17 protein-coding genes are annotated in these 25,482 nt (G+C 72.8%); 10 read left to right on the top strand and 7 right to left on the bottom strand.

Annotation, left to right across the window (positions count from 1 at the left end; all coding sequences use genetic code 11):
* Positions 1–131: 131 nt before the first annotated feature.
* A complete protein-coding gene (treZ, locus tag AB0M39_RS15350; RefSeq protein ID WP_365364284.1) occupies positions 132–1,808 on the bottom strand; it encodes a malto-oligosyltrehalose trehalohydrolase in 1,677 nt (558 codons plus the stop codon).
* A 267-nt stretch (positions 1,809–2,075) separates the two neighbouring features.
* On the opposite strand from treZ, the gene AB0M39_RS15345 reads away from it, so the two are divergent.
* Positions 2,076–3,464 (top strand): GH1 family beta-glucosidase, encoded by a 1,389-nt coding sequence (locus tag AB0M39_RS15345; protein WP_365364282.1) that lies wholly within the window; start codon positions 2,076–2,078, stop codon positions 3,462–3,464.
* On the opposite strand, the gene AB0M39_RS15340 is transcribed toward AB0M39_RS15345, so the two are convergent.
* The gene (locus AB0M39_RS15340; protein ID WP_365364280.1) at positions 3,453–4,688 is read right to left on the bottom strand and encodes an MFS transporter; all 1,236 of its coding nucleotides are present in this window, start codon (positions 4,686–4,688) and stop codon (positions 3,453–3,455) included. The two genes, AB0M39_RS15345 and AB0M39_RS15340, sit on opposite strands and share 12 nt — an antisense overlap.
* 76 nt (positions 4,689–4,764) lie before the next feature.
* Positions 4,765–5,673 (bottom strand): GNAT family N-acetyltransferase, encoded by a 909-nt coding sequence (locus AB0M39_RS15335; RefSeq protein ID WP_365364278.1) that lies wholly within the window; start codon positions 5,671–5,673, stop codon positions 4,765–4,767.
* Positions 5,674–5,985: 312 nt separating this feature from the next.
* On the opposite strand from AB0M39_RS15335, the gene AB0M39_RS15330 reads away from it, so the two are divergent.
* From AB0M39_RS15330 to AB0M39_RS15320, 3 genes are all read left to right on the top strand, one after another.
* Positions 5,986–6,537 (top strand): DUF1707 and FHA domain-containing protein, encoded by a 552-nt coding sequence (locus AB0M39_RS15330; protein WP_365364276.1) that lies wholly within the window; start codon positions 5,986–5,988, stop codon positions 6,535–6,537.
* Positions 6,538–6,753: 216 nt separating this feature from the next.
* A complete protein-coding gene (locus AB0M39_RS15325) occupies positions 6,754–8,970 on the top strand; it encodes an MMPL family transporter (protein WP_365364274.1) in 2,217 nt (738 codons plus the stop codon).
* Between the two features lie 106 nt (positions 8,971–9,076).
* On the top strand, positions 9,077–9,739 hold the full coding sequence (locus tag AB0M39_RS15320) for a cytochrome P450 (protein ID WP_365364272.1): 663 nt from the start codon (positions 9,077–9,079) through the stop codon (positions 9,737–9,739).
* Here AB0M39_RS15320 and treY read toward each other — a convergent pair.
* Together treY and glgX are read right to left on the bottom strand one after the other, a co-directional pair.
* Positions 9,696–12,053, bottom strand: coding sequence for a malto-oligosyltrehalose synthase (gene treY, locus AB0M39_RS15315; protein WP_365364270.1), 2,358 nt, complete (start codon positions 12,051–12,053; stop codon positions 9,696–9,698). The two genes, AB0M39_RS15320 and treY, sit on opposite strands and share 44 nt — an antisense overlap.
* A 544-nt stretch (positions 12,054–12,597) precedes the next feature.
* The gene (gene glgX, locus AB0M39_RS15310) at positions 12,598–14,724 is read right to left on the bottom strand and encodes a glycogen debranching protein GlgX (protein ID WP_365364268.1); all 2,127 of its coding nucleotides are present in this window, start codon (positions 14,722–14,724) and stop codon (positions 12,598–12,600) included.
* Positions 14,725–15,024: 300 nt separating this feature from the next.
* Here glgX and AB0M39_RS15305 point away from each other — a divergent pair, with 300 nt between their 5' ends.
* Positions 15,025–16,257 (top strand): SAV2148 family HEPN domain-containing protein, encoded by a 1,233-nt coding sequence (locus AB0M39_RS15305; RefSeq protein WP_365364266.1) that lies wholly within the window; start codon positions 15,025–15,027, stop codon positions 16,255–16,257.
* A gap of 97 nt (positions 16,258–16,354) precedes the next feature.
* Positions 16,355–17,077: a 3'-5' exonuclease gene (locus tag AB0M39_RS15300; RefSeq protein WP_365364264.1), complete on the top strand. Its 723-nt coding sequence runs from the start codon at positions 16,355–16,357 to the stop codon at positions 17,075–17,077.
* Between the two features lie 239 nt (positions 17,078–17,316).
* On the opposite strand, the gene AB0M39_RS15295 is transcribed toward AB0M39_RS15300, so the two are convergent.
* Positions 17,317–18,168 carry an aminoglycoside phosphotransferase family protein gene (locus AB0M39_RS15295; protein ID WP_365364262.1) on the bottom strand — a complete coding sequence of 284 codons (852 nt, stop codon included), beginning with the start codon at positions 18,166–18,168 and terminating at the stop codon, positions 17,317–17,319.
* A gap of 116 nt (positions 18,169–18,284) precedes the next feature.
* Between AB0M39_RS15295 and AB0M39_RS15290 the strand changes: the two genes are divergently transcribed.
* The 4 genes from AB0M39_RS15290 (at position 18,285) to mgt (ending at position 22,692) form a co-directional block, all read left to right on the top strand.
* A complete protein-coding gene (locus AB0M39_RS15290; protein WP_365364260.1) occupies positions 18,285–19,220 on the top strand; it encodes a sugar ABC transporter permease in 936 nt (311 codons plus the stop codon).
* A 5-nt stretch (positions 19,221–19,225) separates the two neighbouring features.
* Positions 19,226–20,113, top strand: coding sequence for a carbohydrate ABC transporter permease (locus AB0M39_RS15285; protein WP_365364258.1), 888 nt, complete (start codon positions 19,226–19,228; stop codon positions 20,111–20,113).
* Entirely contained in the window at positions 20,113–21,402 is a 1,290-nt protein-coding gene (locus AB0M39_RS15280) for an extracellular solute-binding protein (protein WP_365364256.1), read from the top strand. Before AB0M39_RS15285 ends, AB0M39_RS15280 begins: the two co-directional genes overlap by 1 nt.
* Before the next feature lie 66 nt (positions 21,403–21,468).
* Entirely contained in the window at positions 21,469–22,692 is a 1,224-nt protein-coding gene (mgt, locus tag AB0M39_RS15275) for a macrolide-inactivating glycosyltransferase (RefSeq protein WP_365364254.1), read from the top strand.
* 201 nt (positions 22,693–22,893) lie between these two features.
* Here the strand turns inward: mgt and AB0M39_RS15270 are convergent, their stop codons facing one another.
* A complete protein-coding gene (locus tag AB0M39_RS15270) occupies positions 22,894–25,161 on the bottom strand; it encodes an MMPL family transporter (protein ID WP_365364252.1) in 2,268 nt (755 codons plus the stop codon).
* Between the last annotated feature and the right edge of the window lie 321 nt (positions 25,162–25,482).

Genomic DNA, 25,482 nt, shown 5'->3' with positions numbered 1-25,482 from the left:
GGGGGGGTGGTGGGGGGGGGGGGGGCGGGCGCCGCCCCCCCCCCCCCCCCCCGCGGGGGGTGCGGGCCCGGGGGGGCGGGGCCCGCCCCCCCCGGGAAACCCGCACCCACGCCCCACCCCACCCCCTCACCTCACGCATCTGTCAAGATCACCACCCCCTCCGCCCCCAGCCTCAGCACCCCGTCCGCCCCCGGCGCCTCCACCCCCGCCCACGACGCCAGCACCCGCCCCCCGCCGCCCAGCGGGATCTCCGCGTCCTCCTTCGCGAGGTTGACCGCGATCCGCAGGTCGCCCCTGCGGTAGGCCAGCCAGCGCGCCTGCTCGTCGTACGCGACCTTCACCGACGCCAGATCCGGGTCGGACAGGTCGGGCTGCGTACGGCGCAGGGCGATCAGCTCGCGGTACCAGGCCAGCAGCCGGGCGTGCGGCTCCCGCTCCCGCTCGGACCGGTCCAGACAGGAGCGTCGCCGGGTCTGGGGGTCCTGCGGGTCGGGGATCTCCTCCTCCGCCCAGCCGTGCGCCGCGAACTCCCGCCGTCTGCCGTTGCGCACCGCCTCGGCGAGCTCGGGGTCGGTGTGGTCGGTGAAGAACTGCCAGGGCGTCCGCGCGCCCCACTCCTCGCCCATGAAGAGCATCGGCGTGAACGGCCCGGTCAGCACCAGCGCCGCCGCGCACGCCAGCAGGCCGGGGGAGCCGGTCGCCGAGAGCCGGTCGCCGAGCGCCCGGTTGCCGATCTGGTCGTGGGTCTGGGCGTAGCCGAGGAAGCGGTGCGCGGGCGTGGCGGTCACGTCGACGGGGCGGCCGTGCGTACGGCCGCGGAAGCTGGAGTACGTGCCGTCGTGGAAGAACCCGTGCGTGACGGTCTTGGCGACGGCCGCCAGGGGAGCGGCGGCGAAGTCGGCGTAGTACCCCTGCGACTCGCCGGTCAGCGCGGTGTGCAGCGCGTGGTGGAAGTCGTCGTTCCACTGGGCGTGCAGACCGAGGCCGCCCTCCGCGCGCGGCCGGGTGGTCCGCGGGTCGCCCAGATCCGACTCGGCGATCAGGAACAGCGGCCGGCCGACCTCCCCGGAGAGCTCGTCGACGGCGGTCGCGAGCTCCTCAAGGAACGTCAGCGCCCGGGTGTCCGCGAGCGCGTGCACCGCGTCCAGGCGCAAGCCGTCCAGCCGGAAGTCGTGCAGCCAGGCCAGCGCGCTGCCGAGCAGATACGCGCGGACCTCGTCCGAGCCCGCCGCGTCGAGGTTGACGGCCGAGCCCCAGGGCGTGTGGTGGGCGTCGGTGAAGTACGGGCCGAAGGCGGGCAGATGGTTTCCGGACGGGCCGAGGTGGTTGTGGACCACGTCCAGCACCACGCCGAGCCCATGGCCGTGCGCCGCGTCGACGAACCGCCGCAGTGCCGCGGGGCCGCCGTACGGCTCGTGCACCGCCCAGAGCGACACGCCTTCGTAGCCCCATCCGTGCACCCCGGGGAAGGGGCAGAGCGGCATCAGCTCGATGTGCGTGATCCCCAACTCGGCCAGCTCGCCGAGGTGTTCGACCGCCGCGTCGAGCGTGCCCTCGGGGGTATACGTACCGATGTGCAGCTCGTACAGGACCGCTGAGCCGCCCAGCCCCCGGCCCGCCCAGTCGTGCCGCCACGCGTACGCCTGCGCGTCGACCACCGCGCTGGGGCCGTCCGGTCCGTCCGGCTGGCGGCGCGAGCGCGGATCGGGCCGCAGGGGGCCGCCGTTCAGCCGGAAGCCGTACCGCGCGCCGTCGCCTGCCTCCGCCGCCACGCTCCACCAGCCCGGACGCCCCTCCGCGGGCTCCATGGCGAGCTCCGAACCGTCGAGCCAGAGCGTGACTGCGTTCTGTACGGTCTCGATGTTCTCTGCGGTCTCGGTGCTCTCTGGGGTCCCTGTGTCATATGCGGTTCCTGCATTCGGCGCCCACACCTCGAACAGCACTGGCGGTCCCCTCGTCCTCGATGCCGTCGTCCCTGAAACCCTGACGCGTTCCTCGTTGCTCGGTGCCGGGTTCCATCCTGGCAAGATCCGGGTCTAGAGGCGGCCTCCTTGCCGCCATTAAGGTCACGGGCCATGACGAAGCCGCCGCTGTCGCCGCTGCCCGCCTTCCCGCCCGGATTCCTGTGGGGCGCCTCCGCCTCCGCCTTCCAGACCGAGGGCGCCGCCGACGCCGAGGGCAAGGGGCCCTCGGGCTGGGACGCCTTCGCGGCCCAGGGCCGGATCAAGGACGGCGCGGACGCCTCGCGCGGCACGGGCTTTTACGCCCGCTACCGTGAGGACGTCGCCCTACTCGCCGGCCTCGGAGCGGACGCCTTCCGGTTCTCCGTCAGCTGGCCGCGCGTCGTCCCCGGCGGCAGCGGCCCCGTCAACCCCGCCGGCCTCGACTTCTACGACCGGCTCGTCGACGAGCTGTGCGCCCACGGCGTCACGCCCGCCCCCACCCTCTACCACTGGGACACCCCGCTCCCGCTGGAGGAGGCGGGCGGCTGGCTCAACCGGGACACGGCGGCCCGCTTCGCCGAGTACGCCTCGCTGGTCGCCGGGCGGCTCGCCGACCGCGTCCCGATGTGGATCACCGTCAACGAGCCCGCCGAGGTCACCCTGCTCGGCTACGCGCTGGGCGAGCACGCGCCGGGGAAGCAGCTCCTGTTCGACGCGCTGCCCGCCGCCCACCACCAGCTGCTCGCCCACGGCCTCGCCGTCCAGGCGCTGCGCGCCGCGGGCGCGGGGAACATCGGGCTCGCCGTCTCGCACTCGCCGGTGCGGACCGCCGGAACGAGCGAGGAGGACCGCTTCGGCGCGGAGCTCTACGACACGGTCACCAACTGGATGTTCGCCGACCCGATCCTCGCCGGCCGCTACCCCGACGAGAACTTCGCCGCCCTGATGCCCGGGCCGGTCGCCGAGGACCTCGCCGTGATCAGCGAGCCGATCGACTGGTACGGCGTGAACTACTACCACCCGATGCTCGTCGGCGCGCCCGCCCAGGACGCCCTCGGATCCTTCGCGGGCGTCGGCATGCCCGCCGAACTCCCCTTCGGCCTGCGGGAGATCGAGAGCGAGGACCGCACCGACTTCGGCTGGCCGGTGGCGCCCGACGGGCTGCGCGAGATGCTGATACTGCTGAAGGACCGGTTCGGGGAGCGGCTGCCGCCCGTCTACATCACCGAGAACGGCTGCTCGTACGACGGCCTCGACGACCGGCGCCGGATCGCCTTCCTCGACGCCCATCTGCGCTCGCTGCACCAGGCGATCCAGGCGGGGGTCGACGTGCGCGGCTACTTCACCTGGTCGCTGACCGACAACATCGAGTGGGTCGAGGGCGCCGCCCAGCGGTTCGGGCTGGTCCACGTCGACTACGCGACGCTGGAGCGCACGCCGAAGGCGTCGTACGGCTGGTACCGGGACGCGATCGCCGCCCAGAAGTCCGCCCACACGTCCTACCGGCGGTCACGGAACTGAGCGGATCCTCCACACCAGCACGCCGCCCAGCAGGGTGACGGCCGTCGCGGTCAGATACAGCCCGGCGTATCCCCCCGCGTACGCGACGACCGGCGCGGCCAGCGCCGGTCCGAGCACCTGCGGGGCCGAGTTGGCGATGTTGATCACGCCGAGGTCCTTGGCCCGGTCGCCCGCGCGCGGCAGCACCTGGGTGATCAGCGCCTGGTCGACGGCGATGTACACGCCGAAGCCGAGCCCGAGCAGCGCGGCCGCGCCCATCGCCACCGCCCAGGTGTGCCAGAACGTCAGCAGCAGCGACGCCGCCGCCATCACCGCAGAGCTCACCGACACCAGCGCCCTGCGCCGCCCCCACCGGTCGGAGACCATCCCGCCCGCGACCGCCGTGACCACCACGCCCGCCGTGTAGAGCAGGGTCAGGATCAGCACGCCCTCGTCCGGATCGGCGTAGTGCACCGCGTCCTTGAGGAAGTACAGGAGATACAGCGTCCCCATCGCGTTGCCGAGCATCACCAGGAAGCGGGTCAGCCACGCCCAGCCGAAGTCCGGATACGCCCTCGGGCTCACCCAGAAGTCCTTCGCCCGCACCGGCGCCCGCGCCGCGCGCGGCGCCTGGGGCACGTGGGGCTCGCGTGTCAGCAGGACGAACGGCAGCGCGCAGAGCACGGTCGCCGCGGCAAGCAGCAGATAGCCCGCCGACGTCCCGGTCGCCACCATGGTCACCAGCAGCGCCCCGACCACCAGCCCCAGCGTCTGCGGTATCCCGACGAACCCGGAGACCGCGGCGCGCTGCTCCACCGGAACCCGGTCGGGGACGACGGCGTTGGCCCCCGCGAGCATCGCGTTCAGCCCGAGCTGCGCCAGACACCAGCCGAGGGCCACCCCCACCACCGTGGTCTGCGCGGCCGTCACGGCGAGCCCGGCCGCTCCGACCGCCGCCCCGCCCGCGATCCAGGGGCGACGGCGGCCGAAGCGGCTGCCCGTACGGTCCGACAGCGCACCCGCCAGCGGATTGGCGACGACGGCGATCAGCGCCCCGACGCCGGTCGCCCAGCCGAGCGCGACGTCCTTGCCCGCGGGGTCGATCGCCTCGATCTGCTGGGCGAGGAGCACCTGGATGGGGGTGAGGAAGGCCATGTACAGGCCGAGGTCGACCAGGACGAGACCCGATATCCAGGCGGCGCCGACGCGCTCCCGCGGCTCGGCGTGCGGCTCTTCCGTCGTCATGGGGCGGCTCGCCGTCGGCTCGGTCAGCGCGGGGGGCGCGGGGGTGTCCGGAGCCTACGGACACCCCCGCGCTCACTCAATGCCCGGGAGCGGAGGCGGAGTCCGGGAGGAAGTTGATCCGCTCCTGGACGATGGGATGGCCCGCTTTGGCGAAGTGCGCGGCCATCGGCAGATTGCTCTGGTCGGTCGCGCCCGCGATGAACTCGGCGCCCTGCTCGGCCAGGAAACGGGTGCACTCGACCAGCAGGTCGTAGGCGTAGCCCTTGCCGCGCTGCTCCGGCACGACGCCGATGAAGCCGACGCACGGCCCCGCCGGATTGCGCGCCGGGACCTGGATGCCGACCAGCTCGCCCTCGCGGTCGTACGCCAGCTGCCACCACTCGCGCGGCGAGGGGCACCAGTGGAAGAAGTCCAGCTCCTCCTGGGCGGCCTGGTCCAGGCCGCCTTCGGCGATGGCGCGCAGCGCGTGCGCGTCGAGGGTGGCCGAGTGGACGCGGCGCAGCACGTCCAGGACGACCGCGTCGTCGGGCTCCGGCCTGAACTCCAGCCGTCCGGGCCGCTCGGGCAGCCCGCACTCGGGCGTCCACCGGTACTGGTAGCGCTCCACCAGCACCGACATCCCGGCCGCGGAGGCGGCCCGGATCCTTGCCTCGCCGGCGGCGAGGGCGAGCGGGTCCGCACGCCAGTCGGCGGGCAGGATCAGGACGTACTCGACCTGGAACGGGGAGGTGCGCAGCAGCTCGGCGCCCGCCTCCTCCTCGCCTTCGGCGATGTCGAACCAGTTGACGTTGATGGGCGACTCGTCGTCGGGCCCGCCCCACCAGGCGGCCCGTGCGACGACCTTGCCGTCGCGCAGCGCGACCCGCTTCCAGTCGGGCCGGTGCGCGGCGTCTGCCAGCGCGCGGCCGAGGCCGAGGGGGTCGGGCAGGGTGTCGAAGAGATGGGCGTCGCTCTCGGTGAGCGCGCGAATGACCAGTTCGGTCATGAGAGGGAGTCCTCCGGGAAAGAGATGTGCTGGCGAAGCGCTCCCGGTCAGACGGCGACGCGGTGGACGGGGCGGGAGCGCGGGAACGGCGTGATCTGCACGGCACTCGCCTCCTTCCGTCGTTGTTCGGCGTCGTGATCAAGCTAGACGAGGGGGTGCGGGGAAGTCCAGCGGTTATTCTCGGACCGCTCGCCCAACTCGCCCCCAGCCAGCCGGAATCTGCTCTTCCGTGCAGGTCAGCACCCCTCGTTCCGAGCGGCCCCGAGCCCGCTCGTCTGGACACCCGACCCCTTCGGCCCGACAATCTCGAATGTGACGTCGTCCTTCGAGTTCAACACGTATCCCGCCCGGCTCTCCGATGCCGAGCGCGACCGTGTCCTCGGTGTGCTCAGGGAAGGCGTGGCCCAGGGCAAGCTCTCGCACGACACCTTCGTGCACCGGATGGAACTGGCCCTGCACGCCCGCAAGTCCGAGGAGCTGAAGGCGCTCACCGCGGACCTCGAGACGGAGAGCCGCTGGTCGCAGCGGCTGTACGCGGCGGTGGGCAGGATCTCCGCGTTCTCCGTACGGCTGCGCAGGGCCTGGCAGGCCGAGCGGCTGCCGCCGCTGCTGCTCCCCGAGCCCGCCTCTCCCTACCCCCTGCGGATCGGCCGCGACCCCGCGAACGGGCTGCGGCTCAGCCATGACACGGTCTCGCGTCTGCACGCCGAGCTGAGCCGGCAGGGCAGCCTGTGGATACTGCGCGACCTCGGCTCGACCAACGGCACCACGGTCAACGGCCGGCGCGTCACCGGCTCGGTCGTCGTGCACGACGGGGACATGGTGGGCTTCGGCCATATGAGCTTCCGCCTCACCGCCCGCTGACCGCTGACCGCTGACCGCTGACCGCCCGGCGTCGAGCGTCCGTCCCGCCGTCGGCCGACCCGCCTCAGCCGTCGGCCGCCCTGCCGACCGCTCTTCGAGCGGGGTGGGGATAGCCCCCGTGCCATACGCCTGCCCTCACCAGTGACCTGGGCACACCCCTGACGCGACGCTGATCGCACATCGAGACGATCAGTTTTCCCAGGGGGAGGTGCCCGCATGCCGGGCAGAGTTCCGATCACCGTCCGCACGGCGCGTTGGTGCGCCCGTCATCCATGGCGGGCGGTGGCGGGCTGGCTCGTGTTCCTCGCCCTCTGCATCGGCGCCGGCGCCGCCGCCGGCACCAACAAGGGGAAGTTCGAGGACTTCTGGGTCGGCGAGGCGGGCCGCGCCGAGGCCATGGCCGCTCACAGCGGGCTCACCCCCGCCCCCGTCGAGCAGATCCTCATCACCGCGCCCCGCGGCAGGCTCGACACCTCGGCCGCCGACGCCGCGGCGCGCGAGGTCGGCCGGCGCATGGAGCGACTGCCCTCCGTCGTCGACGTCGCGAGCCCGCGGCGGTCGGGCGACGGGCAGGCGGTCATGGTCGCCGTCACCCTGCGCGGCGACCGGGAGACCGCCAAGAAGGACGTCGACGCGCTGCTCCAGCAGACCGAGGCCGTCCGCGGCGCGCACCAGGATCTGCGGATCGAGCAGACCGGCAGCGCGTCCATCTCCAACGGAGTCAACGACAAACAGGGCCAAGACCTCCAGCGGACCGAGCTGATCAGCCTCCCGGTCACCTTCGTCATCCTCTTCGTCGTGTTCGGCGCGGTGCTCGCCGCGGGCATCCCGGTGCTCCTCGCGCTCTCCGCGTTCGCCGGCGCGGTCGGGCTGTACGGGCTGGCGTCCTGGGTCTTCCCCGACGCGGGCGGCGCCGCGCTCAGCGCGATCTTCATGCTGGGCATGGCCGTCGGCGTCGACTACTCGCTCTTCTACCTCAAGCGCGCCCGCGAGGAGCGCGAGCGCAGCGGGGGAACGCTCAGCCACGCCGCCGCCGTCGAGGTCGCCGCGGCCACCTCCGGCCGGGCGATCGTCGACTCCGGGCTCGCCGTGGCGCTCGCCCTCGGCGGTCTCTACCTCATGGAGGACGTGATCTTCTCCTCCATCGCCACCGGCGCGATCCTGGTCACGCTGGTCGCGGTGGTGGGATCGCTGACCGTGCTGCCCGCGCTGCTCGCCAAGCTGGGCCCCCGGATGGACGGCCGCAGAGCGTCTCGCCGCAGGGCTGGCCACCAGGGCCCGGGCCCGGCGCAGAGCCGGATGTGGAGCGCCATGCTCCGGCCCGTCATGCGCCGCCCGCTCGCCACCCTCGTCCTGGGCGTCGCCGCGACCGCCGCGCTCGCGCTGCCCGCCGTCGAGATGACCCTGGGGACGGAGGGCAAGGAGACGTTCCCCGACAGCGTGGCCGCCGTCGCCGCGTACGACCGGCTGACCGAGGCGTACCCGTCGGAGGGCCCCGCGCACCTGGTCCTGCTGAAGGCCGACGACCCCGCGGCCGCACTGGGCCGGCTCGCCGAACGCACCAAGGGCGACCCGCTCTTCGCACAGGACCGTCCGCCGCGGATCAGCGTCTCCCAGGACGGCACGACCGGGCTGCTGCGGCTGGCCGTCCCGTACGCACAGAACTCCGACGAGGCCGCCCGCTCCCTCGCCAAGCTGCGCGACGAGGCGATCCCCGCCTCGGTCGGGCGGACAGCCGGCGCGGAGGTCGCCGTCAGCGGCGAGATCGCCGCGGGGGCGGACTACGCCGCGCACCAGGAGAGCAGGCTGCTCTGGGTGATCGGCTTCGGTTCGCTGGCGACTCTCGTCATCATGTACGCGGCCTTCCGCTCGCTGGTCCTCGCGGGGCTCGGCGTCCTGCTCAACCTGGCCGCGGCGCTGGTCTCCTGGGGCGTGCTCACCCTGGTCTTCCAGAGGACCTGGGCGGAGGGGCTGCTCGGGTTCGAATCGCTCGGCTTCGTCGGCTCGCGCACGCCCCTGATGGTCTTCGCGATCCTCGTCGGACTCTCCACCGACTACCAGATCTTCGTGGTCAGCCGGATCAGAGAAGCCGTGCGTCGCGGCACGTCGACCCGGCAGGCGGTGGTGGACGGGATCGCGGGCTCCGCGAGCGTCGTCACCAGCGCGGCAGTGATCATGGTGTCGGTCTTCGCCAGCTTCCTGTTCATCGACCGTATCGAGATGAAGCAGATCGCGGTGGGACTGACGGTGGCGGTGCTCTTCGACGCCGTGGTGCTGCGGGCCCTGATCCTGCCCGCGGCGCTGGCGCTGCTCGGCGAGCGGGCGTGGTGGCCGGTGAAGCCCGGCGGTCCTGACGGACCGGGCACGGCGGGCCGGCAGGCCCCCGGCGCGCTCGCGACCGGGGCCGACCACCGGATGGCCGACGCCGGCTGACACCGCCGGGCCGCCGCAGCGGAGCCGGCCGCGCCCAAGGCGTGGTCGGCTCCGCTGACGTCGTGTCACCGTACGGCGCACGGGGGACTGCGCGGCGAGCGGGGCGGTGATCCGCCGAGGGAACCAGCACCCCAAGAAGCCGGACCCCCGATGCCCGCGCACCCCGACCCCGACCCCGAGTCTGCCGCCGGGCCCGACCGCCCGTCCTCGACGCCCGGCGTGCTGTCCACGCCCCCGCACCGCCTCCCGGCCGCCGCCCCCGAGCCGCTGCTCGCGCACCCGGACCCCGAGCCCGAGCCCGCCGCCGGGTCCGGCTCCGAGCCCGACCTCACGCCCGGCCTGCCGTCCACGCGCCCGCACCACCCCTTCGCCGCCGCCCCCCCCCGCGCCTGCTCGCCGTGCGGGACCCATACCCCCTGTACCAGCGGCTGCGCGAGTCGTACCCGCTCCCGCCGCCGAGGCGCCCGTCAGCGGCGGGACCATACCCGCGGGCGCGGCCGTGGCCTGTCTGATCGGCGCGGCCGGGCACGACCCCGATCGGTTCAGGGAGCCGGACCGGTTCGACCCGCTGCGCGTGGACACCGGTCAGCTCGCCTTCGGGCCCGGCGACTGCCCCGCGGTGCAGTTGGCCGCGCTGGAGGCCGAGCTCGGGCTGCGGGCGCTGCTCGACGCGATGCCGCGGCTGCGCTGGGCCCCCGGCTTCCGCCCGGTCGCGACCGGGCTGCTCACGCGCTCCCCGCAGACACTTCTCGTACGTCCGCGCGGCTGAGCAGCGCCACCGGCCGCTCGGCGAACAGCTCCGCCAGCGCCACCGGCCCCGACGCGAACTCCCGCTCCGGAGCGAGCAGATCCGTCCACCGCCCCTGCGGCAGCGTCAGCTCCGTCCCCGCCCAGCCGCCCGCCTGCTCCAGCCGCAGCGAGAGCCGGGTGACGGCCGTGACGACCTCGCCCGAGCGGCAGAAGGCCACGCAGTGCTCCGCCGCCGGGCCGTCCGCGGCGAGCGGCTCGTACGTCCCCGACTCGCCGAAGACCTCCGGGCGCTCCCGGCGCAGCCGCAGCGCCGCCTGCGTCACCGCCGTCTTCTCGTCGGGCGCCGGCCGCCGGAACGGCCCCCGGTTGTCCGGGTCCACCAGAGCCGCGTACTCGCGCTCCGCGCCCTGGTACACGTCCGGCACCCCCGGCATCGTCAGCTGGGCCAGCGCCGCGCCCAGCGCATTGGCCCGCACATAGGGATCGAGCTTCCGGGCGAAGACCGCCACCGAGTACAGCGGCGGCCCCGCCGGGCCCGCCTCCACGAACGCCGCCAGCGCCCCCTCGTACGCCGGATCCGGCTCCGTCCAGGTCGTGTGCAGCCCGGCCTCCCGCGCGCCCTTCAGCAGCGCGCCCGCCAGCCTGTCGGCGTTCGGGAGCCCGAAGCCGACGGCCGTCTGCCACGCCGTCCACGCCAGATGCGGATCGGGGGCGCGCCCGCCCTCCAGCCGTCCCGCCTCCTCGGTGACGCGGTCCAGGAACTCCGCCCACCACCGCGGGCATTCCGACAGCACCGCGATCCTGGCCCGCACGTCCGCGCTCCGCTTGGTGTCGTGCGTGGACAGCACCGTGCCGGTGGCCGGCCAGTCGCGGGCCAGCCGGGCGCAGTACGCGTGGAACTCCTCGGGCGCCACCGCCGGGCTGCCCGGGTCCCCGCCCACCTCGTTCGCCGAGATCAGCGGCGCGTACCGGTAGAACGCCGTGTCCTCGACGGACTTCGCGCGCAGCGCGGACGATGTCTGGGCGAAGCGCGCCCGGAAGCCCCGCTGCTCCGGCCCGTCCCCGAGCCGCCCGAGCGCCAGGTCCCGCACCACGTCGACGGCCCTCGCCTCCTCCGCGACCGCGAAGGTCCGCTTCGCCGCCGTCGCCGCCTCCTCGGGCAGCGCGGCCTCGCCGCCGACGCGGTAGGGGCGGTACACCGGGACCCGCACCAGCAGCTCCCGCACCGCCGCCCGCAGCGCCCACGGCGCGTGGTCGCGCAGCGCGGGGTCCGCGGCGCAGACCCGCTGCGCGAGGCGGGCGAGCGCGGCGGTCTCGGCGGCCAGCTCATGCGTGACCACCTTGTACGCGGCGCGGCGCACCGTCGACTCCCAGTAGCCCCCGCGGTCCCCCGAAGGACCGGCGAACTCCCGGTAGTGGTCCAGCAGTTCGGCCGCCCCCGCCGGATCGGTGAACAGGCCGTCGAGGCGGCGCAGCGCGTCGTACCCCGTCGTGCCGGCCACCGGCCAGCCGGCCGGCAGCCGCTCGTCCCCGGTGAGGATCTTCTCGACGACGGTCCAGCACCCGGCCCCCGTCTCCTGCTCCAGCCGGCGCAGATACTCCTCCGGGTCGGCGAGCCCGTCCGGATGGTCCACCCGCAGACCCTCCACCACCCCGTCCCGCACCAGCTCCAGGATCTTCCCGTGGGTCGCGGCGAAGACCTCGGGGTCCTCCACCCGGACCCCGATCAGATCCGAGACGGTGAAGAACCGGCGGTAGTTGAGCTCGGTGCGGGCCAGCCGCCACCAGGCCAGCCGGTAGTGCTGCGCGTCGAGCAGCTCGGGCAGCGGCAGCCGCGCGGTGGCGGGGCGCAGCGGGAAGCGCTGCTCCTCGTAGTGCAGCACGTCCCCCTCGACGCGCATCGTGCTCAGCGCGTCCCCCACCCGGCCCGCGAGCACCGGCAGCAGGACCTTGCCGCCGCCCGCCTCCCAGTCGATGTCGAACCAGCGGGCGTACCGGGAGCCGGGGCCCTCGCGGAGGACGTCCCACAGGGCGCGGTTATGGCGCGGCACGGCGGCCATGTGGTTCGGGACGATGTCCACGACGAGGCCGAGACCGTGCTCGCGCGCGGTGCGGGCGAGTGCCCGCAGACCCTCCTCGCCGCCCAGCTCCTCCCGTACGCGGGTGGGGTCGACGACGTCGTAGCCGTGCGTCGAGCCGGGCACCGCCTCCAGCACCGGCGACAGATGCAGATGCGAGACGCCGAGCGAGGCGAGGTACGGCGCGGCTTCCGCGGCGGCCGAGAACGGGAAGTCCGGCTGGAGCTGGAGCCGGTAGGTGGCGGTGGGCGTCATGCGAACGTACGTACCCGCGATTGCGTCCTCAAGCGCCGGCCGGGCTCGAAATTCAGCCGGTCCGGCGCGCGGAGAGCGGCGGGTGGCGCGGGCGCGCGGAGTGCCGCCGATACGCGGGCGCACCCCGGCGCGGCGCCGCCGTCCGGACCTGCGCCCGGTGACACTGCCCGGCCCTGCGTCCCGCGCCTGGCCGAGGTGCCGCCCGTGCGGCCCGGAGCCCCGGTGCGGTGCTGCTGTCCGGACTTGCGTCCCGGGACGCTTCCCGCACCCGCGTCCCGCGCCTGGCCGAGGTGCCGCCCGTGCGGCCCTCGCGCTGGTGCGGCGCCGCCGTCCGGACCTGCGTCCCGGCGACGCTGCCCGCACCCGTCTCCCGCGCCTCGCCGAGGTCCCGCCCGTGCAGCCCCGAGCCTCGCCCCAGCGCGGTGACGCCGTCCGGACCCGCGCCCGGTGACGCCGTCCGGCCACGCCGCCCGCACCCGCGCCCCGGCGACGCCCCCCGCACCCGCCTCCCGCGCCCCGCCAAGATCCCGCCCCGCCCCCCCGCCTACGCCGGGCGCCGCAGTACCGTCAGGCTCCGGCCCACCAGCCGTACCCGTTCCCCGGCCGCCGCCTTCGGGCCCGTGCCCGGGGGGATGCCCTCCTTGCGGGCCGTGTCCACGACCACCTGCCACTGGCGGCCGTGGTTCACCGGAACCGCGAACTCCAGATCCTCCGCGCTCGCGTTGAACATCAGCAGGAAGGAGTCGTCCGAGATCCGCTCGCCGCGCGGCCCGGGCTCCGAGATCGCGTTGCCGTTCAGGAAGACGGAGAGCGCCTTCGCGTGCGCCGCCTGCCAGTCCCGCTGGGTCATCTCCTCGCCCTCCGGAGTGAACCAGGCGATGTCGGAGAGGTCGTCGTGCGTCCCCTCCACCGGCCGGCCGTGGAAGAAGCGTCTGCGCCGGAACACCGGGTGGTCGCGGCGCAGCCACACCATCGCCCGGGTGAAGGCCAGCAGCGTGCTGTCGTCGTCCTTGCCCTCGCCGGGATCCGGCCACCGCACCCAGGAGATCTCGTTGTCCTGGCAGTACGCGTTGTTGTTGCCGCCCTGCGTCCGCGCGAACTCGTCGCCGTGGCTGAGCATCGGCACGCCCTGCGAGAGCATCAGCGTCGCGATGAAGTTCCGCATCTGACGATCCCGCAGGTCACGCACCTCGGCATCGCTCGTCTCGCCCTCGGCGCCGCAGTTCCAGGACCGGTTGTGGCTCTCGCCGTCGCGGTTGCCCTCGCCGTTGTCCTCGTTGTGCTTGTCGTTGTACGAGACCAGGTCGGCCAGGGTGAAGCCGTCGTGGCAGGTGGCGAAGTTGATGGAGGCGAGCGGCCGGCGCCCGTCGTCCTGGTAGAGGTCGGACGAGCCGGTCAGCCGCGAGGCGAACTCGGCGAGCGTGCGGGGCTCGCCCCGCCACAGGTCGCGCACGCAGTCGCGGTACTTGCCGTTCCACTCGGTCCACAGCGGCGGGAAGTTCCCCACCTGGTAGCCGCCCTCGCCCACGTCCCACGGCTCGGCGATCAGCTTCACCTGGCTGACCACCGGGTCCTGCTGCACCAGGTCGAAGAACGAGGAGAGCCGGTCCACCTCGTGGAACTGCCGGGCGAGCGTGGCCGCCAGGTCGAAGCGGAAGCCGTCGACGTGCATCTCGGTCACCCAGTACCGCAGCGAGTCCATGATCAGCTGAAGGACGTGCGGGCTGCGCATCAGCAGCGAGTTCCCGGTGCCGGTGGTGTCCGTGTAGTACCGCCGGTCCTCGGCCAGCCGGTAGTACGAGGCGTTGTCCAGCCCCCGGAAGGAGAGCGTCGGCCCCAGATGGCTGCCCTCCGCGGTGTGGTTGTAGACCACGTCGAGGATGACCTCGATGCCCGCCTGGTGCAGCGCCCGCACGGCCTGCTTGAACTCCAGCACCTGCTCTCCGCGGTCGCCCCAGGAGGCGTAGGCGTTGTGCGGGGCGAAGAAGCCGATGGTGTTGTAGCCCCAGTAGTTGTTCAGCCCCTGGTCCACCAGCCGGTGGTCGTTGACGAACTGGTGCACCGGCATCAACTCGAGCGTCGTGACGCCCAGTTCGGTGAGGTGGGACAGGACGGCCGGATGAGCGAGCCCGGCGTAGGTGCCCCGCAGCTCCGGGGGCAGCTCCGGATGGAGCATGGTCAGGCCCTTCACATGGGCCTCGTAGATCACCGTCCGGTGGTAGTCGGTCCGCGGCGGCCGGTCGTCTCCCCAGTCGAAGTAGGGATTGACCACGACGGACGACATGGTGTGCGGCGCGGAGTCGAGATCGTTGCGCGAGTCGGGCCTGCCGAAGTGGTACCCGTAGACCGACTCGCCCCAGTCGACCGCGCCGCTGATCGCACGCGCGTACGGATCGAGGAGCAGCTTGGCGGAGTTGCAGCGCTGCCCGCGCTCCGGCGCGTACGGACCGTGGACCCTGAATCCGTACCGCTGGCCCGGCATCACGCCCGGCAGATACGCGTGTCGTACGAAGGCGTCGGTCTCCCGCAGCTCCACCGCGGTCTCCGAGCCGTCGTCGTGGAGTAAGCACAGCTCGATTCGTCGGGCGGCTTCGGAGTACACCGCGAAGTTCGTCCCGGCGCCGTCGTACGTGGCGCCGAGTGGATACGCCTGTCCCGGCCAGACCTGCATAGATATGACTCTTCCACTTCTGATCCGGGTGCTGGGGGGCACTTGGCCCAGATCCTCCCCGAAAGTATCGCGGGTGAGGGGGTCCGGCAGGGCGGGACGACGCGGTCAACATGGGGTTCTGGGCCTAGCCCGGGGGCGCAACCGCTATGAATCGGCTCACTACGGCAGATCTCGCCTGCGGGAAGGCGTCGACCGGTCAAGGGAGTTGAGGAAGGACCCTGTCGATCCGGCTGCACCGCGTCCCGCTCGCGGAGTACTCTTCCTTGATCGTTCGAAGGGGGAAGGGAAGGCGGTGCGCGGGTGAGCTCGGGAGGGCTGGAGCTGCCCCCAGGTGACCCTGGTCACGAGGGGGGCTCCGCCGAGGTCCCGCCAGGCGCGGTCTCCCTCGCACGGCCGATGGAGATCGGGGCCGAGCTGGACTGGGGAGCGGACGCCTGGAGCGAGGTGCGCACGCGCGCTCAACGCGCCGGGCGCGCCTACATTTGGCTGAACCTCGTGGAGCAGCGGCTGCGCGCGGTCGTGGCCGCGGTGCTGCGGCCCATCTACGAGCCGGTCCACGGCGACGACTGGGTGGTGGCCGCCGCGGGACCCGCGGGGCACGAGTGGGTCCAGCGGGCGGTCGCGGTGCGCGAGGTGTCCCGCAGGAAGGGCTATCTGCTCGATCCCGCGGACGACAACGTGCTGTCCTTCCTCACCCTCCCGCAGCTGCGGGAGCTGATGGTCCAGCACTGGCCCTGCTTCGAGCCCTACTTCGACGACCGCCGGGACGTGGAGCTCGCGCTGGACGAGCTGGAGGTCGCGCGGAACGTGGTCTCGCGCAACCGCGCGCTCAACGAGGCCGTGCTGGCGCAGGCGGAGCGGGCGTCGGCGCGGCTGCTGGAGATACTGGGCAGCGGCGCGGGGGTGCCGTCCTCGGACCGCCTCCCGGTCGACGCGGTCGAGGACCTGGTCGGGGACCGGTACGCCGATGTGGTCTCGGTCCACCCGGACCGGGTGCGGCTGCAGCGTCAGCTTCCGGCGGAGGACCTGTTCGGCGGGGCGCGCCGGCTCGACGCGATCGGCATAGGCCTGAACCTCCTGGTCCAGAACTTCTCGGGCCGCAGGCTCGTCCGGCTCGCGGAGTCGGGCTGCCGGGTGCGGCTGGTCTTCCTGAACCCGGCGAGCAGCGCGGTCAAGCGACGCGAGCGCGAACTCGGCCTGAAGAAGGGCGAGCTGAGCCGCACGGTGGAGATGAACATCCTCCATATGCGCCGGGTCCGCTCCCGGCTGCGCGATCCGGGGGCCTTCGAGATCCAGGTCTTCGACGAGACGCCCCGCTTCACCGCCTATCTCGTCGACGGCGACGGCCCCGACGGGCTGGCCGTCGTCCAGTCGTATCTGCGCCGGGCCAGGGGCATGGAGGCGCCGGTGCTGGTCCTGCGCGGCGGCGGCCGGTCGGTGGTCCGCGCGGGCCAGGACAGCGAGAACGGACTTTTCCAGACATACCGCGAAGAGTTCGAGTCTGTATGGGCGGACTCGCGTCCCGTCTCCTGAGGTGTCCCGTCTCCTGAGTTGTCAGTGGCGCGTGGGAGGGTGACAGCCGATGGGGGAGCGCACCACTGCACCACCGCACCACGAGGAGGGGACCACTATGGCTTGGCACGGGGAACCGCTGGTCGGCTTCGATCTGGAGACGACGGGCACGGAGCCGCGCGAGGCGCGCATCGTGACGGCGGCGGTCATCGGCGTGACGGCGGGGGAGCCGGTCAGCCGGGCCGTATGGCTGGCGGACCCGGGCATCCGCATCCCCGCCCAGGCGTCGGCGATCCACGGCATATCCAGCGAGCGCGCGGCGGCGGAGGGCCGCCCGGCCCGCGAGGTGGCCGACGAGGTCGCGCAGACGCTGTGCGGCTACTGGCGCGAGGGCGTCCCGGTCGTGGCGTACAACGCGGCGTTCGATCTGACGCTGCTCACCGCCGAGCTGCGGCGGCACGACCTGCCCTCGCTGAGCGACCGGCTGGGCGGCGCGGAGATCGGCCCGGTGATCGACCCGTACACCATCGACCGCGCGGTCGACCGCTACCGCAAGGGCAAGCGCACGCTGGAGGCGGTCTGCACGGAGTACGGCGTCCGGCTGGGGGAGGCGCACGACGCCTCGGCCGACGCCCTCGCCGCGGTCCGCGTGGCCGCCGCGCTGGCGGTCCGCCACCCGTCGGTGGCAGCGCTGACGCCCGGAGAACTGCATGAGCGTCAGATCCAGTGGTACGCCGAGTGGGCGACCGACTTCCAGCGCTTCCTGCGCAAGAAGGGAACGGCCGACGCGGTCGTGGACGGCTCCTGGCCGCTGCGGGAGCTCGCGGCCACGGCGAGCTGACGGGCGGAGAGCGGGGCGGGCGGGCGCAGTGACGGGCTCAAGCGCGGGCGGGTGACCGGCGGGCTGCGGCGACGTGCCGATGATCCGCGGGTGCGGGCCGCTCTCGACGGCCGCCGGGCCGCCTCGCGCCCTTGTGGCTGTGGACGCAGGCTGCGGTATCCCCTGTGCGAAGGGCGTCGGGCAGGCTCCGCGCAGCTGACCGGCCGCGCCCAGGTGGTCGACGCCGGGCCGCCGGTCCGTCAGAACGGATGCCAGCGGACCTCGGGGTCCTGCTCGCGCAGCGACCTGACCCGGCGGTCGAACTCCGCCCGCGCCTTCGGGTTCGTCGGCGCGTGCTGGGCCACCCAGGCGCAGCTCGCCGTCTCCCGCGCGCCGCGCAGCACCTCGCAGCCGGACCAGTCGCGCACGTCCCAGCCGTACGCCACGGTGAAATCGTCGTACGCCTGCGGACCGAGCCCGTAGCGGTCGCGCGAGAGGGCCATGACCACCAGGTCGTGCTCGCGCAGGTCCGAGGAGAAGGTCTCCAGGTCGACCAGGACCGGGCCGTCCGGGCCCACATGGACGTTGCGGGGGAGCGCGTCGCCGTGGATCGGGCCCGGGGGCAGCTGCGGAGTCAGCGCGGCCGCCGCCTCCGCGAAGCCGTCGCGGCGGGCCCGCAGATACGCCGCGTCCGCCGCGTCGACGGCGTCTCCGGCCAGCCGGAGCCACCGCTCCACCCCGCCCAGCAGCTCCCGCCCCGGCAGCACGAAGTCCGGCGCGGGCAGGGCGTGGACCCGGCGCAGCAGTACGGCCAGATCGGCCGGCTCCGCCAGGCGCACCGCGTCCGGCAGCCTGTGCCACACCGTCACCGGATGCCCCTCGGCCAGTCGCGCCGAGGGCTCGGCGGCCCGCACCGCCGGCACGCCGGCCTCCGCCAGCCAGCCGGCGACCGACACCTCGCGCTCCGCCCGGGCGAGCAGCTCCGCGTCCCGGCCCACCTTCACAACCAAGTCGCCCGCCGCGAACACCGCGTTCTCGCCGAGCGCCAGCAGCGCCCCGTCCGCGGGGAGTCCAGCCGCCCTCAGCACCTCGCGGGCGCGTGTCTCGTCCATGGGAACAAATTCTCGCATCCGTGCAGGCCGCCTTGACGAACCGACGGGCCGTCAGCACGATGACGGGGGCCGCCTGGGCGGCCGACCAGGAAGAGCCGCCCAAAGGAGCCGGTTCCGTGACGTCGACGACCGCCGCGCCACCTTCCACGAAGCCGCCGCCCACCAAGCCGGCCTCCTCGAAGCCGCTGGACCACGGCGCCTGGTTCCTCGTCCTGCCGGCCCTGATCCCGATCCTCGTGCTCAGCGTCGGCCCGCTGCTCTACGGCATCGCGCTCGCCTTCACCGACTCCCAGGCCGGCCGCACCGAGCCCACCGAGTGGATCGGGACGCTCAACTTCCAGGACCTGGCCCATGACAGCCTCTTCTGGGACTCGTTCACGATCGGCCTGCTGTGGGCGGTCGGCGTGACCGTGCCGCAGTTCTTCCTCGCCCTCGGCCTCGCCCTCCTGCTCAACCAGAACCTTCGCTTCCGCTGGCTGGCCCGCGCGCTGGCGATCATTCCCTGGGCGATGCCCGAGGTCGTCGTCGGCATCATGTGGCGGCTCGTATACAACCCGGACGCCGGCATCCTCAACGAGACCATCCGCGATCTGGGCCTCGGCGACGGGCGGGACTGGCTCACCGGGCTCGCCACCGCCCTGCCCGCCGTGATCGTCGTCGGCGTCTGGGCCGGCATGCCGCAGACCACCGTCGCCCTCCTCGCCGGACTCCAGAACACTCCGCACGAGCTCCACGAAGCCGCCGCCCTCGACGGCGCGGGCGCGTGGCGCCGGTTCCGCACCGTCACCTGGCCCGCGCTGAAGCCGGTCGCGCTCGCCATCACCGCACTCAACCTCATCTGGAACTTCAACTCCTTCGCCCTGGTGTACGTGCTCACCAACGGCGGCCCCGGCGGACGCACCCGGCTGCCGATGCTCTTCGCCTACGAAGAGGCCTTCCGCTACGGGCAGTTCGGCTATGCGGCGGCCATGGGCTGCGTCATGGTCGCCGTCGTCTCGGTGCTGCTCGCCCTGTACCTCGTGGGACGGCTCAGAGGAGGCGAGCAGAAGTGACGCTCATGCGCAGGCGCGCATCGGCGGTCCCGCGTCGCGGGCGCGCGGAGGCGACCGTCTTCCGCACCGGCCGGCCCGCCCGCGCCGGGCAGTACGCGGCGCTGCTCTGCTACCTCGTCTTCCTCGCCTTCCCCTTCCTGTGGCTGATCTCGACCGCCTTCAAGCCGGCCCGCGAACTCGCCTCGCTCCACCCCACCTGGATCCCGAAGAACCCGACGCTGGACAACTTCCGTCAGGCCTTCGACGAGCAGCCGCTCCTCCAGGCCGCCGGGAACAGCCTGGTCGCGGCCCTGTCCGCCGCCCTGATCGCCGTCGTCGTCGCGACGCCCATGGCGTACGTCATGGCCCGCAGCCGGAGCAGGCTCTCCGCCGCCGCCACCGGCTGGGTCGTGGTCAGCCAGGCGTTCCCCTTCGTCCTGGTGATCATTCCGCTGTTCCTGGTCCTCAAGAGCCTGCACCTGATCAACGCGCTGTCCGGGCTGGTCATGGTCTACGTCGTCTGGTCGCTGCCGTTCGCGCTGTGGATGCTGGTCGGATACGTACGGGCGGTGCCGCGCGAGCTCGAGGAGGCCGCGGCCGTCGACGGCGCGGGCCGGCTGCGCACGCTCGTCTCGGTCACCGCTCCGCTGCTGGCGCCCGGCATCGTCGCCACGGCCCTGTTCGCCTTCGTCACCGCATGGAACGAGTTCTTCTTCGCGCTCGTCCTGCTCAAGAGCCCGGAGAAGCAGACCTTGCCCGTCGTCCTGACGCACTTCCTCGGCGCGGAGGGCGTCGCCGACCTCGGCCCGCTCGCCGCGGCCGCGTTCCTTGCGACGATCCCCTCGCTCGTCGTCTTCGCGCTCATCCAGAGGCGGATCACGGGCGGGATGCTGGCCGGGGCGGTGAAGAGCTGATGCGTCTGCGCCGCCTGCTGGCCGCCGCCGCTGCCGTGGTGCTGCTCGGCGGCTGCACCTCCGACGGCGGGGACGACGACGGCCGGATCACCCTGCGCTTCCAGTCCCTCGCCTGGCAGAAGGAGTCCGTCGACGCCAACAAGGAGCTCGTCGCGGAGTGGAACGCCGCGCACCCCGACGTCCGGGTCGAGTACGTCCAGGGCAGCTGGGACAGCGTCCACGACCAGCTGCTGACCTCGTTCGAGGGCGGCGAGGCCCCCGACGTCGTCCACGACGCCTCCGACGACCTCGCCGACTTCGCGTACGGCGGCTATCTGGCCGACCTCACCGACCTGCTGCCCCAGCGCCTCAAGTCCGACATCCCCGAGCGCAGTTGGCAGACCACCACGTTCGGCGACGGCGTCTACGGAGTGCCCTTCCTCCAGGAGCCGCGCGTGCTGATCGCCGACAGGAAGGTCCTCGCGGCCTCGGGCGTGCGGATGCCGACCGTCGAGAGGCCATGGAGCTGGGAGGAGTTCCGGCAGGTCGCCAAGGACCTCACCGAGACGATGGGCGAGGGGCGCCACGCCGTCGCCTGGCCGCTGAAGGAGCCGGTCTCCGTCACTCTCAACCTCGGCCTCTCGGCCGGCGGGCAGCTCTTCCACCGCGGCGCCGACGGCAAGGTCGACCTCAAGTTCGCCGAGGGCGACGGCGTGGTCCCCGGCACGATCCACGATCTGTTCAACACCGACGAGAGCGCCTCCCGCTCCACGCTCGGCATGGGCGGATCGGACACGCTGCCCGGGCTGTTCGGCGGCAAGTACGCGATGGTCCCGCTGGGCTTCTCCTACCGCCAGCAGATCGTGCAGCAGGCGCCCGAGGGCTTCGAGTGGACGGTGCTCCCGGCCCCCGCGGGACGGGAGGGGCTGGCCCAGGGGGTGAGCCCGCAGACCCTGTCGATCGCGCAGGACAGCCCGTACAAGAAGGAGGCGGCGCGGTTCATCGACTTCATGCTCCAGCCGCGGAACATGGTGCGGCTGGCCAAGGGCGACTGGATGCTGCCGACCGGCACGCAGGCGCTGGCGGACCCGGCCCTGCACACCGAGAAGGACGGCTGGGCGACCGGCGCGGCGCTCGCGCGGGATCTGCGCTCCGCGCCCGCGCAGTCCGTGCGCGGCTATCCGGAGTGGAAGGACAAGGTGGCGACGCCCGCGTACCAGGAGTACTACAGCGGCGCGATCGACGCCGAGGAGCTGGCGGAACGGCTCGTCGAGGACGGCGGCCTGGTGCTGGCCCGCTACCAGCGCTGAGCCGTCGGCGCCTCGGTCGGCGTCGATGTAGTTGCACGAGACGTATCGTCTCGTTAATGTGGAGGCATGACCACGCCTCGCCCCGTCCACATCGCCATGTTCTCCATCGCCGCCCCCGGGCACGTGAACCCGAGCATCGACGTCATTCGAGAGCTCGTCGCCCGCGGACACCGCGTCAGCTACGCGATCCCCGCCTCGTTCGCGGACAAGGTCGCCGAGACCGGCGCAGAGCCCGTGATCTACACGTCCACGCTTCCCACCGACCCGGAGGACTGGGGCGCCGAGCTGATCGACAGCCTCGAGCCCTTCCTGGACGACGCCGTCCAGGCGCTGCCGCAGCTGGCGGCGGCGTTCGAGGGAGACGAGCCGGACCTCGTCATCCACGACATCACCTCCTACCCGGCGGTCGTCCTCGCCCACCGGTGGGGCGTGCCCGCCGTCTCCCTCTCGCCCAACCTCGTCGCCTGGCAGGGGTACGAGGAGGAGGTCGCCGAGCCCGCGTTCGCCGAGCTGCGGGCGTCGGAGCGGGGCCAGGCGTACTACGCCCGCTTCCACGCCTGGCTCGAGGAGAACGACATGAGCCACCAGCATCCCGACACGCTGGTCGCCCGTCCCGAGCGGTCGCTGGTGCTGATCCCCAGGGTGCTCCAGCCCCACGCCGACCGGGTCGACGAGTCCGTGTTCACGTTCGTCGGCGCGTGCCAGGGAGCGCGCGCGGACCAGGGGGAGTGGCGCCGCCCGGCCGACGCGGAGAAGGTGCTGCTGGTCTCGCTCGGCTCGGCGTACACCAAGCACCCCGCCTTCTACCGCGAGTGCGTCAAGGCGTTCGGCGACCTGGCCGGCTGGCATGTCGTGCTCCAGATCGGCGCGTTCGTGGCCGAGGAGGAGCTCGGCGAGATCCCGGCCAACGTCGAGGTGCTCCGCTGGGCGCCGCAGCTGGCGATCCTCAGGCAGGCGGACGCCTTCATCACCCACGCGGGCGCGGGCGGCAGCCAGGAGGGTCTGGCGACGGCGACGCCGATGGTCGCGGTCCCGCAGGCGGTCGACCAGTTCGGCAACGCGGACATGCTGGTCTCGCTCGGCGTCGCCCGCCGCCTCGACTCCGACACGGCGACGGCCCAGGAACTGCGAGAGGCGGTCCTGACCCTGGTATACGACCCCGAGGTCGCCGCGCGCCTGGAGGCCATCGCACTCCAGATGGCGGAGGAGGGCGGCACGGGGAGGGCGGCGGACCTGATCGAGGAGGCGGCTCTCACGAGCGGGGAGGGGGCGGTGCTCAGGGGCCGGTAGGACGTGCGGTGCTCGGGCGCTCCGGACGGACACCGTTCCCACGCCCTCCCCGCGCCGGGCGCGCTCATCGGGCCGACTCCGTGCGCGGCGCGGCGCGGGACGGTTGCCCACGCCCGATCGCCGGACGAGCTGGAGAGCAGCCCGTCCGGCGATCGGCGGCCGGGGTCTGGGGTGGAGCCCCGGCGGAGGGAGCGGTGGCGGTTAGACGCGGACCGGTGAGCGGTCGCCGTCGTCGTCGTGGCTCTTCGCCGCGACCGGCGCGGGACCGGACTCGTCGTGCGTCATGTCCGGCAGCCACCGCAGCCACCGGGGGAAGTACCAGTTCTTGTCGCCCAGCAGCGCCATGATGGCCGGCAGCAGCACCCCGCGGATGATCGTCGCGTCGATCAGCACAGCCGCCGCCAGGCCCACGCCCATCTGCTTCATCGACTGCATCGACAGCGTGCCGAAGATGGCGAACACCGCGACCATGATGACCGCCGCGCTCGTCACCACGCCGGCCGTCGTCACCACGCCGTGCGTGATCGCGTCCCGCGTCTCGCGCCCCTGTATCTTCGCCTCGCGGATCCGGGAGACCACGAAGACGTGGTAGTCCATCGAGAGCCCGAAGAGGATCACGAACAGGAACAGCGGCAGCCAGGCGATGATCGCGCCCACGCCCTCCGCGCCCACCAGCGACGCGCCCCAGCCGTGCTGGAAGACCGCCGTGAGGATGCCGTACGCCGCTCCCACCGACAGCAGGTTGAGCACGATCGAGGTGATCGCGATCGTCAGCGAGCGGAACGACAGCAGCATCAGCACGAAGGCGAAGACGACCACGAAGGCGAAGACCGGTGTGACCGCCCCGGCGAGCTGGTCGTTGAAGTCCTTCGACCCCGCGACCTGGCCGCTGATCGGGGCCTCGAGGCCGTCGACCTTGCCCAGCGTCGCCGGCCGCACCTCGTCGCGCAGGACGTCCAGGCTCTTGCCCGCGCGGTCCTGGTCGGAGCCGCCGACGAGGGGCACGTAGATGAACGCCAGGTCCTGCGCGTCGTGCACGACGACCTCGACCGGGCCCTCGGAGGCGCCCGAGCTGACGGCCTTCTCGCGGAAGTCGGCGATGGCCTGCTTCACGTTCGCCGCGTTGATGTCGTCCGCCTTGACGACGACCTCGGCCGGGTCGGCCCCGCCCGGGAACGCCTCGTTGATCCGCTGGTACGTCGCCACGATCGGCACCGAGTCGCCGAACTCCTGGTCCAGCGTGAAGTTCTGGGTCTTCATCCCGACCGCCGGCAGGGCGATGGCGACCAGCGCGCCTGCGGCCACCAGCAGGGAGACCAGCGGCCGCTTCAACACGCCGCCGAGGACCTTGTGCCAGAACCGGCTCTCGCCGCTGCCGCCGCCGCGCTTGGCGCGGTTGAGGAACGGCAGCCTGCCCTTCTCGACCCGCTCGCCCAGCAGGGAGAGCAGCGCGGGCAGCACGGTCACCGAGCCGGCCATCGCGACCGCCACCACGATCAGCGAGGCCAGGCCCATCGACTCGAACTCGCCGATCCCGGTGAAGAGCATGCCCGCCATGGCCACGCAGACCGTCACACCGGAGACGACCACGGCCCGGCCGCTGGTCGCCGCCGCGATCAGGATCGCCGTGCGCCCGTCGCGCCCGGCGGCCCGCTCCTCGCGCTCACGACGGAGGTAGAACAGGCAGTAGTCGACGCCGACGGCCAGACCCACCAGCAGCATCACGGAGTTGGCCGAGTCGCCCATCGGCATGGCGTGGCTGGCCACGCCCATCAGACCCATCGTCGCCATGATCGCGGTGATCGCCAGCAGCACCGGGAGCAGCGCCGCGACCAGCGCGCCGAAGGCGATCAGCAGAATGCCGAGCGCGACCGGGACCGCGGAGTACTCCGCCTGCTTGAAGTCGTCGCCGAAGGCCTCTTCGAAGGTCTTGTTCATGCTGGCGCCGCCGATCTCCTCGATCCGCAGCTCCTTGTGCTCGTCCTGGACCCCGGCGACCGCCTTGAGCACCGGCTCGATCCGCTCGGCGGCCGTCTCGGGGTCGCCCCGCACGTCGAACTGGACGAGCGCGCTGCGGCCGTCCTTGGAGACGGACTTCGTGTCGTACGGGGACTTCACGGCGGTCACTTCGCCGGTGGCGTCCACGGCCTTCATCACCGCGGCGACGGCCTCGCGGAAGGCCGGGTCGGTCGCCTTGCCCGACGCGTCCCGCGCCTGGACGAGCACGGTCTCGCCGGCCGGCTCCTCGACGCCCGCGTCCTCGGCGATCCGAGCGGCCTGGGTGGTCTCGCCCTTCAGCTGGTCGCTCTCCTTGAGATCCACCCGGCCCGCGGCGGATCCGGCCGCCATGGCCAGAATCACGAACAGCACCCAGATGCCGACCGCCGCCCAGCGGTGCTGCGCGCTCCAGCCGCCGGCCCGAGCGGCGATACCGCGTGGACCTCCTTGTATTCCTTCAGTTCTCCGCATTCTCCCCATGACCGCCATCCCCCTCATGCTTCGCTCCGGCTTCTCGCCGTCGTCTCCGCATTGAAACTAAGGGCAGATTCAGGCCGTCTCCTCCTGCTGGACGGTGACCTGGCGAGGCTGGGATCTCCTCCTTTCGTACTGGTCGGATCCCCGACAAGAAGGATCGAAGCCCCTTACATGTAACGGGAGTTCGCGCGCCAAGTCCGACTTGTTCCGGCCTGGCCGATTCATTATTACGAAACCTTGTTGAGTAAGTCACAGCTGCATGAAGGTCTTGATCTGGGCGCGTCAATCGGTCAGGGTTTCGAGCCGTGCCCCCGG

Source organism: Streptomyces sp. NPDC051907 (genome assembly GCF_040681075.1).
Taxonomy (GTDB): Bacteria; Actinomycetota; Actinomycetes; order Streptomycetales; family Streptomycetaceae; genus Streptomyces.
The sequence above is the reverse complement of the archived record's forward strand: the minus strand, read 5'-3'. Positions and strand labels throughout refer to the sequence as shown.

What these genes read in the sequence shown, in the direction of transcription:
- treZ (WP_365364284.1), bottom strand. Translation starts at nt 1,808, where the DNA reads ATGGAGCCCGCGGAGGGGCGTCCGGGCTGGTGGAGCGTGGCGGCGGAG.
- AB0M39_RS15345 (WP_365364282.1), top strand. Translation starts at nt 2,076, where the DNA reads ATGACGAAGCCGCCGCTGTCGCCGCTGCCCGCCTTCCCGCCCGGATTC.
- AB0M39_RS15340 (WP_365364280.1), bottom strand. Translation starts at nt 4,688, where the DNA reads ATGACGACGGAAGAGCCGCACGCCGAGCCGCGGGAGCGCGTCGGCGCC.
- AB0M39_RS15335 (WP_365364278.1), bottom strand. Translation starts at nt 5,673, where the DNA reads ATGACCGAACTGGTCATTCGCGCGCTCACCGAGAGCGACGCCCATCTC.
- AB0M39_RS15325 (WP_365364274.1), top strand. Translation starts at nt 6,754, where the DNA reads ATGCCGGGCAGAGTTCCGATCACCGTCCGCACGGCGCGTTGGTGCGCC.
- treY (WP_365364270.1), bottom strand. Translation starts at nt 12,053, where the DNA reads ATGACGCCCACCGCCACCTACCGGCTCCAGCTCCAGCCGGACTTCCCG.
- glgX (WP_365364268.1), bottom strand. Translation starts at nt 14,724, where the DNA reads ATGCAGGTCTGGCCGGGACAGGCGTATCCACTCGGCGCCACGTACGAC.
- AB0M39_RS15300 (WP_365364264.1), top strand. Translation starts at nt 16,355, where the DNA reads ATGGCTTGGCACGGGGAACCGCTGGTCGGCTTCGATCTGGAGACGACG.
- AB0M39_RS15295 (WP_365364262.1), bottom strand. Translation starts at nt 18,168, where the DNA reads ATGGACGAGACACGCGCCCGCGAGGTGCTGAGGGCGGCTGGACTCCCC.
- AB0M39_RS15285 (WP_365364258.1), top strand. Translation starts at nt 19,226, where the DNA reads ATGCGCAGGCGCGCATCGGCGGTCCCGCGTCGCGGGCGCGCGGAGGCG.
- AB0M39_RS15280 (WP_365364256.1), top strand. Translation starts at nt 20,113, where the DNA reads ATGCGTCTGCGCCGCCTGCTGGCCGCCGCCGCTGCCGTGGTGCTGCTC.
- mgt (WP_365364254.1), top strand. Translation starts at nt 21,469, where the DNA reads ATGACCACGCCTCGCCCCGTCCACATCGCCATGTTCTCCATCGCCGCC.
- AB0M39_RS15270 (WP_365364252.1), bottom strand. Translation starts at nt 25,161, where the DNA reads ATGCGGAGAACTGAAGGAATACAAGGAGGTCCACGCGGTATCGCCGCT.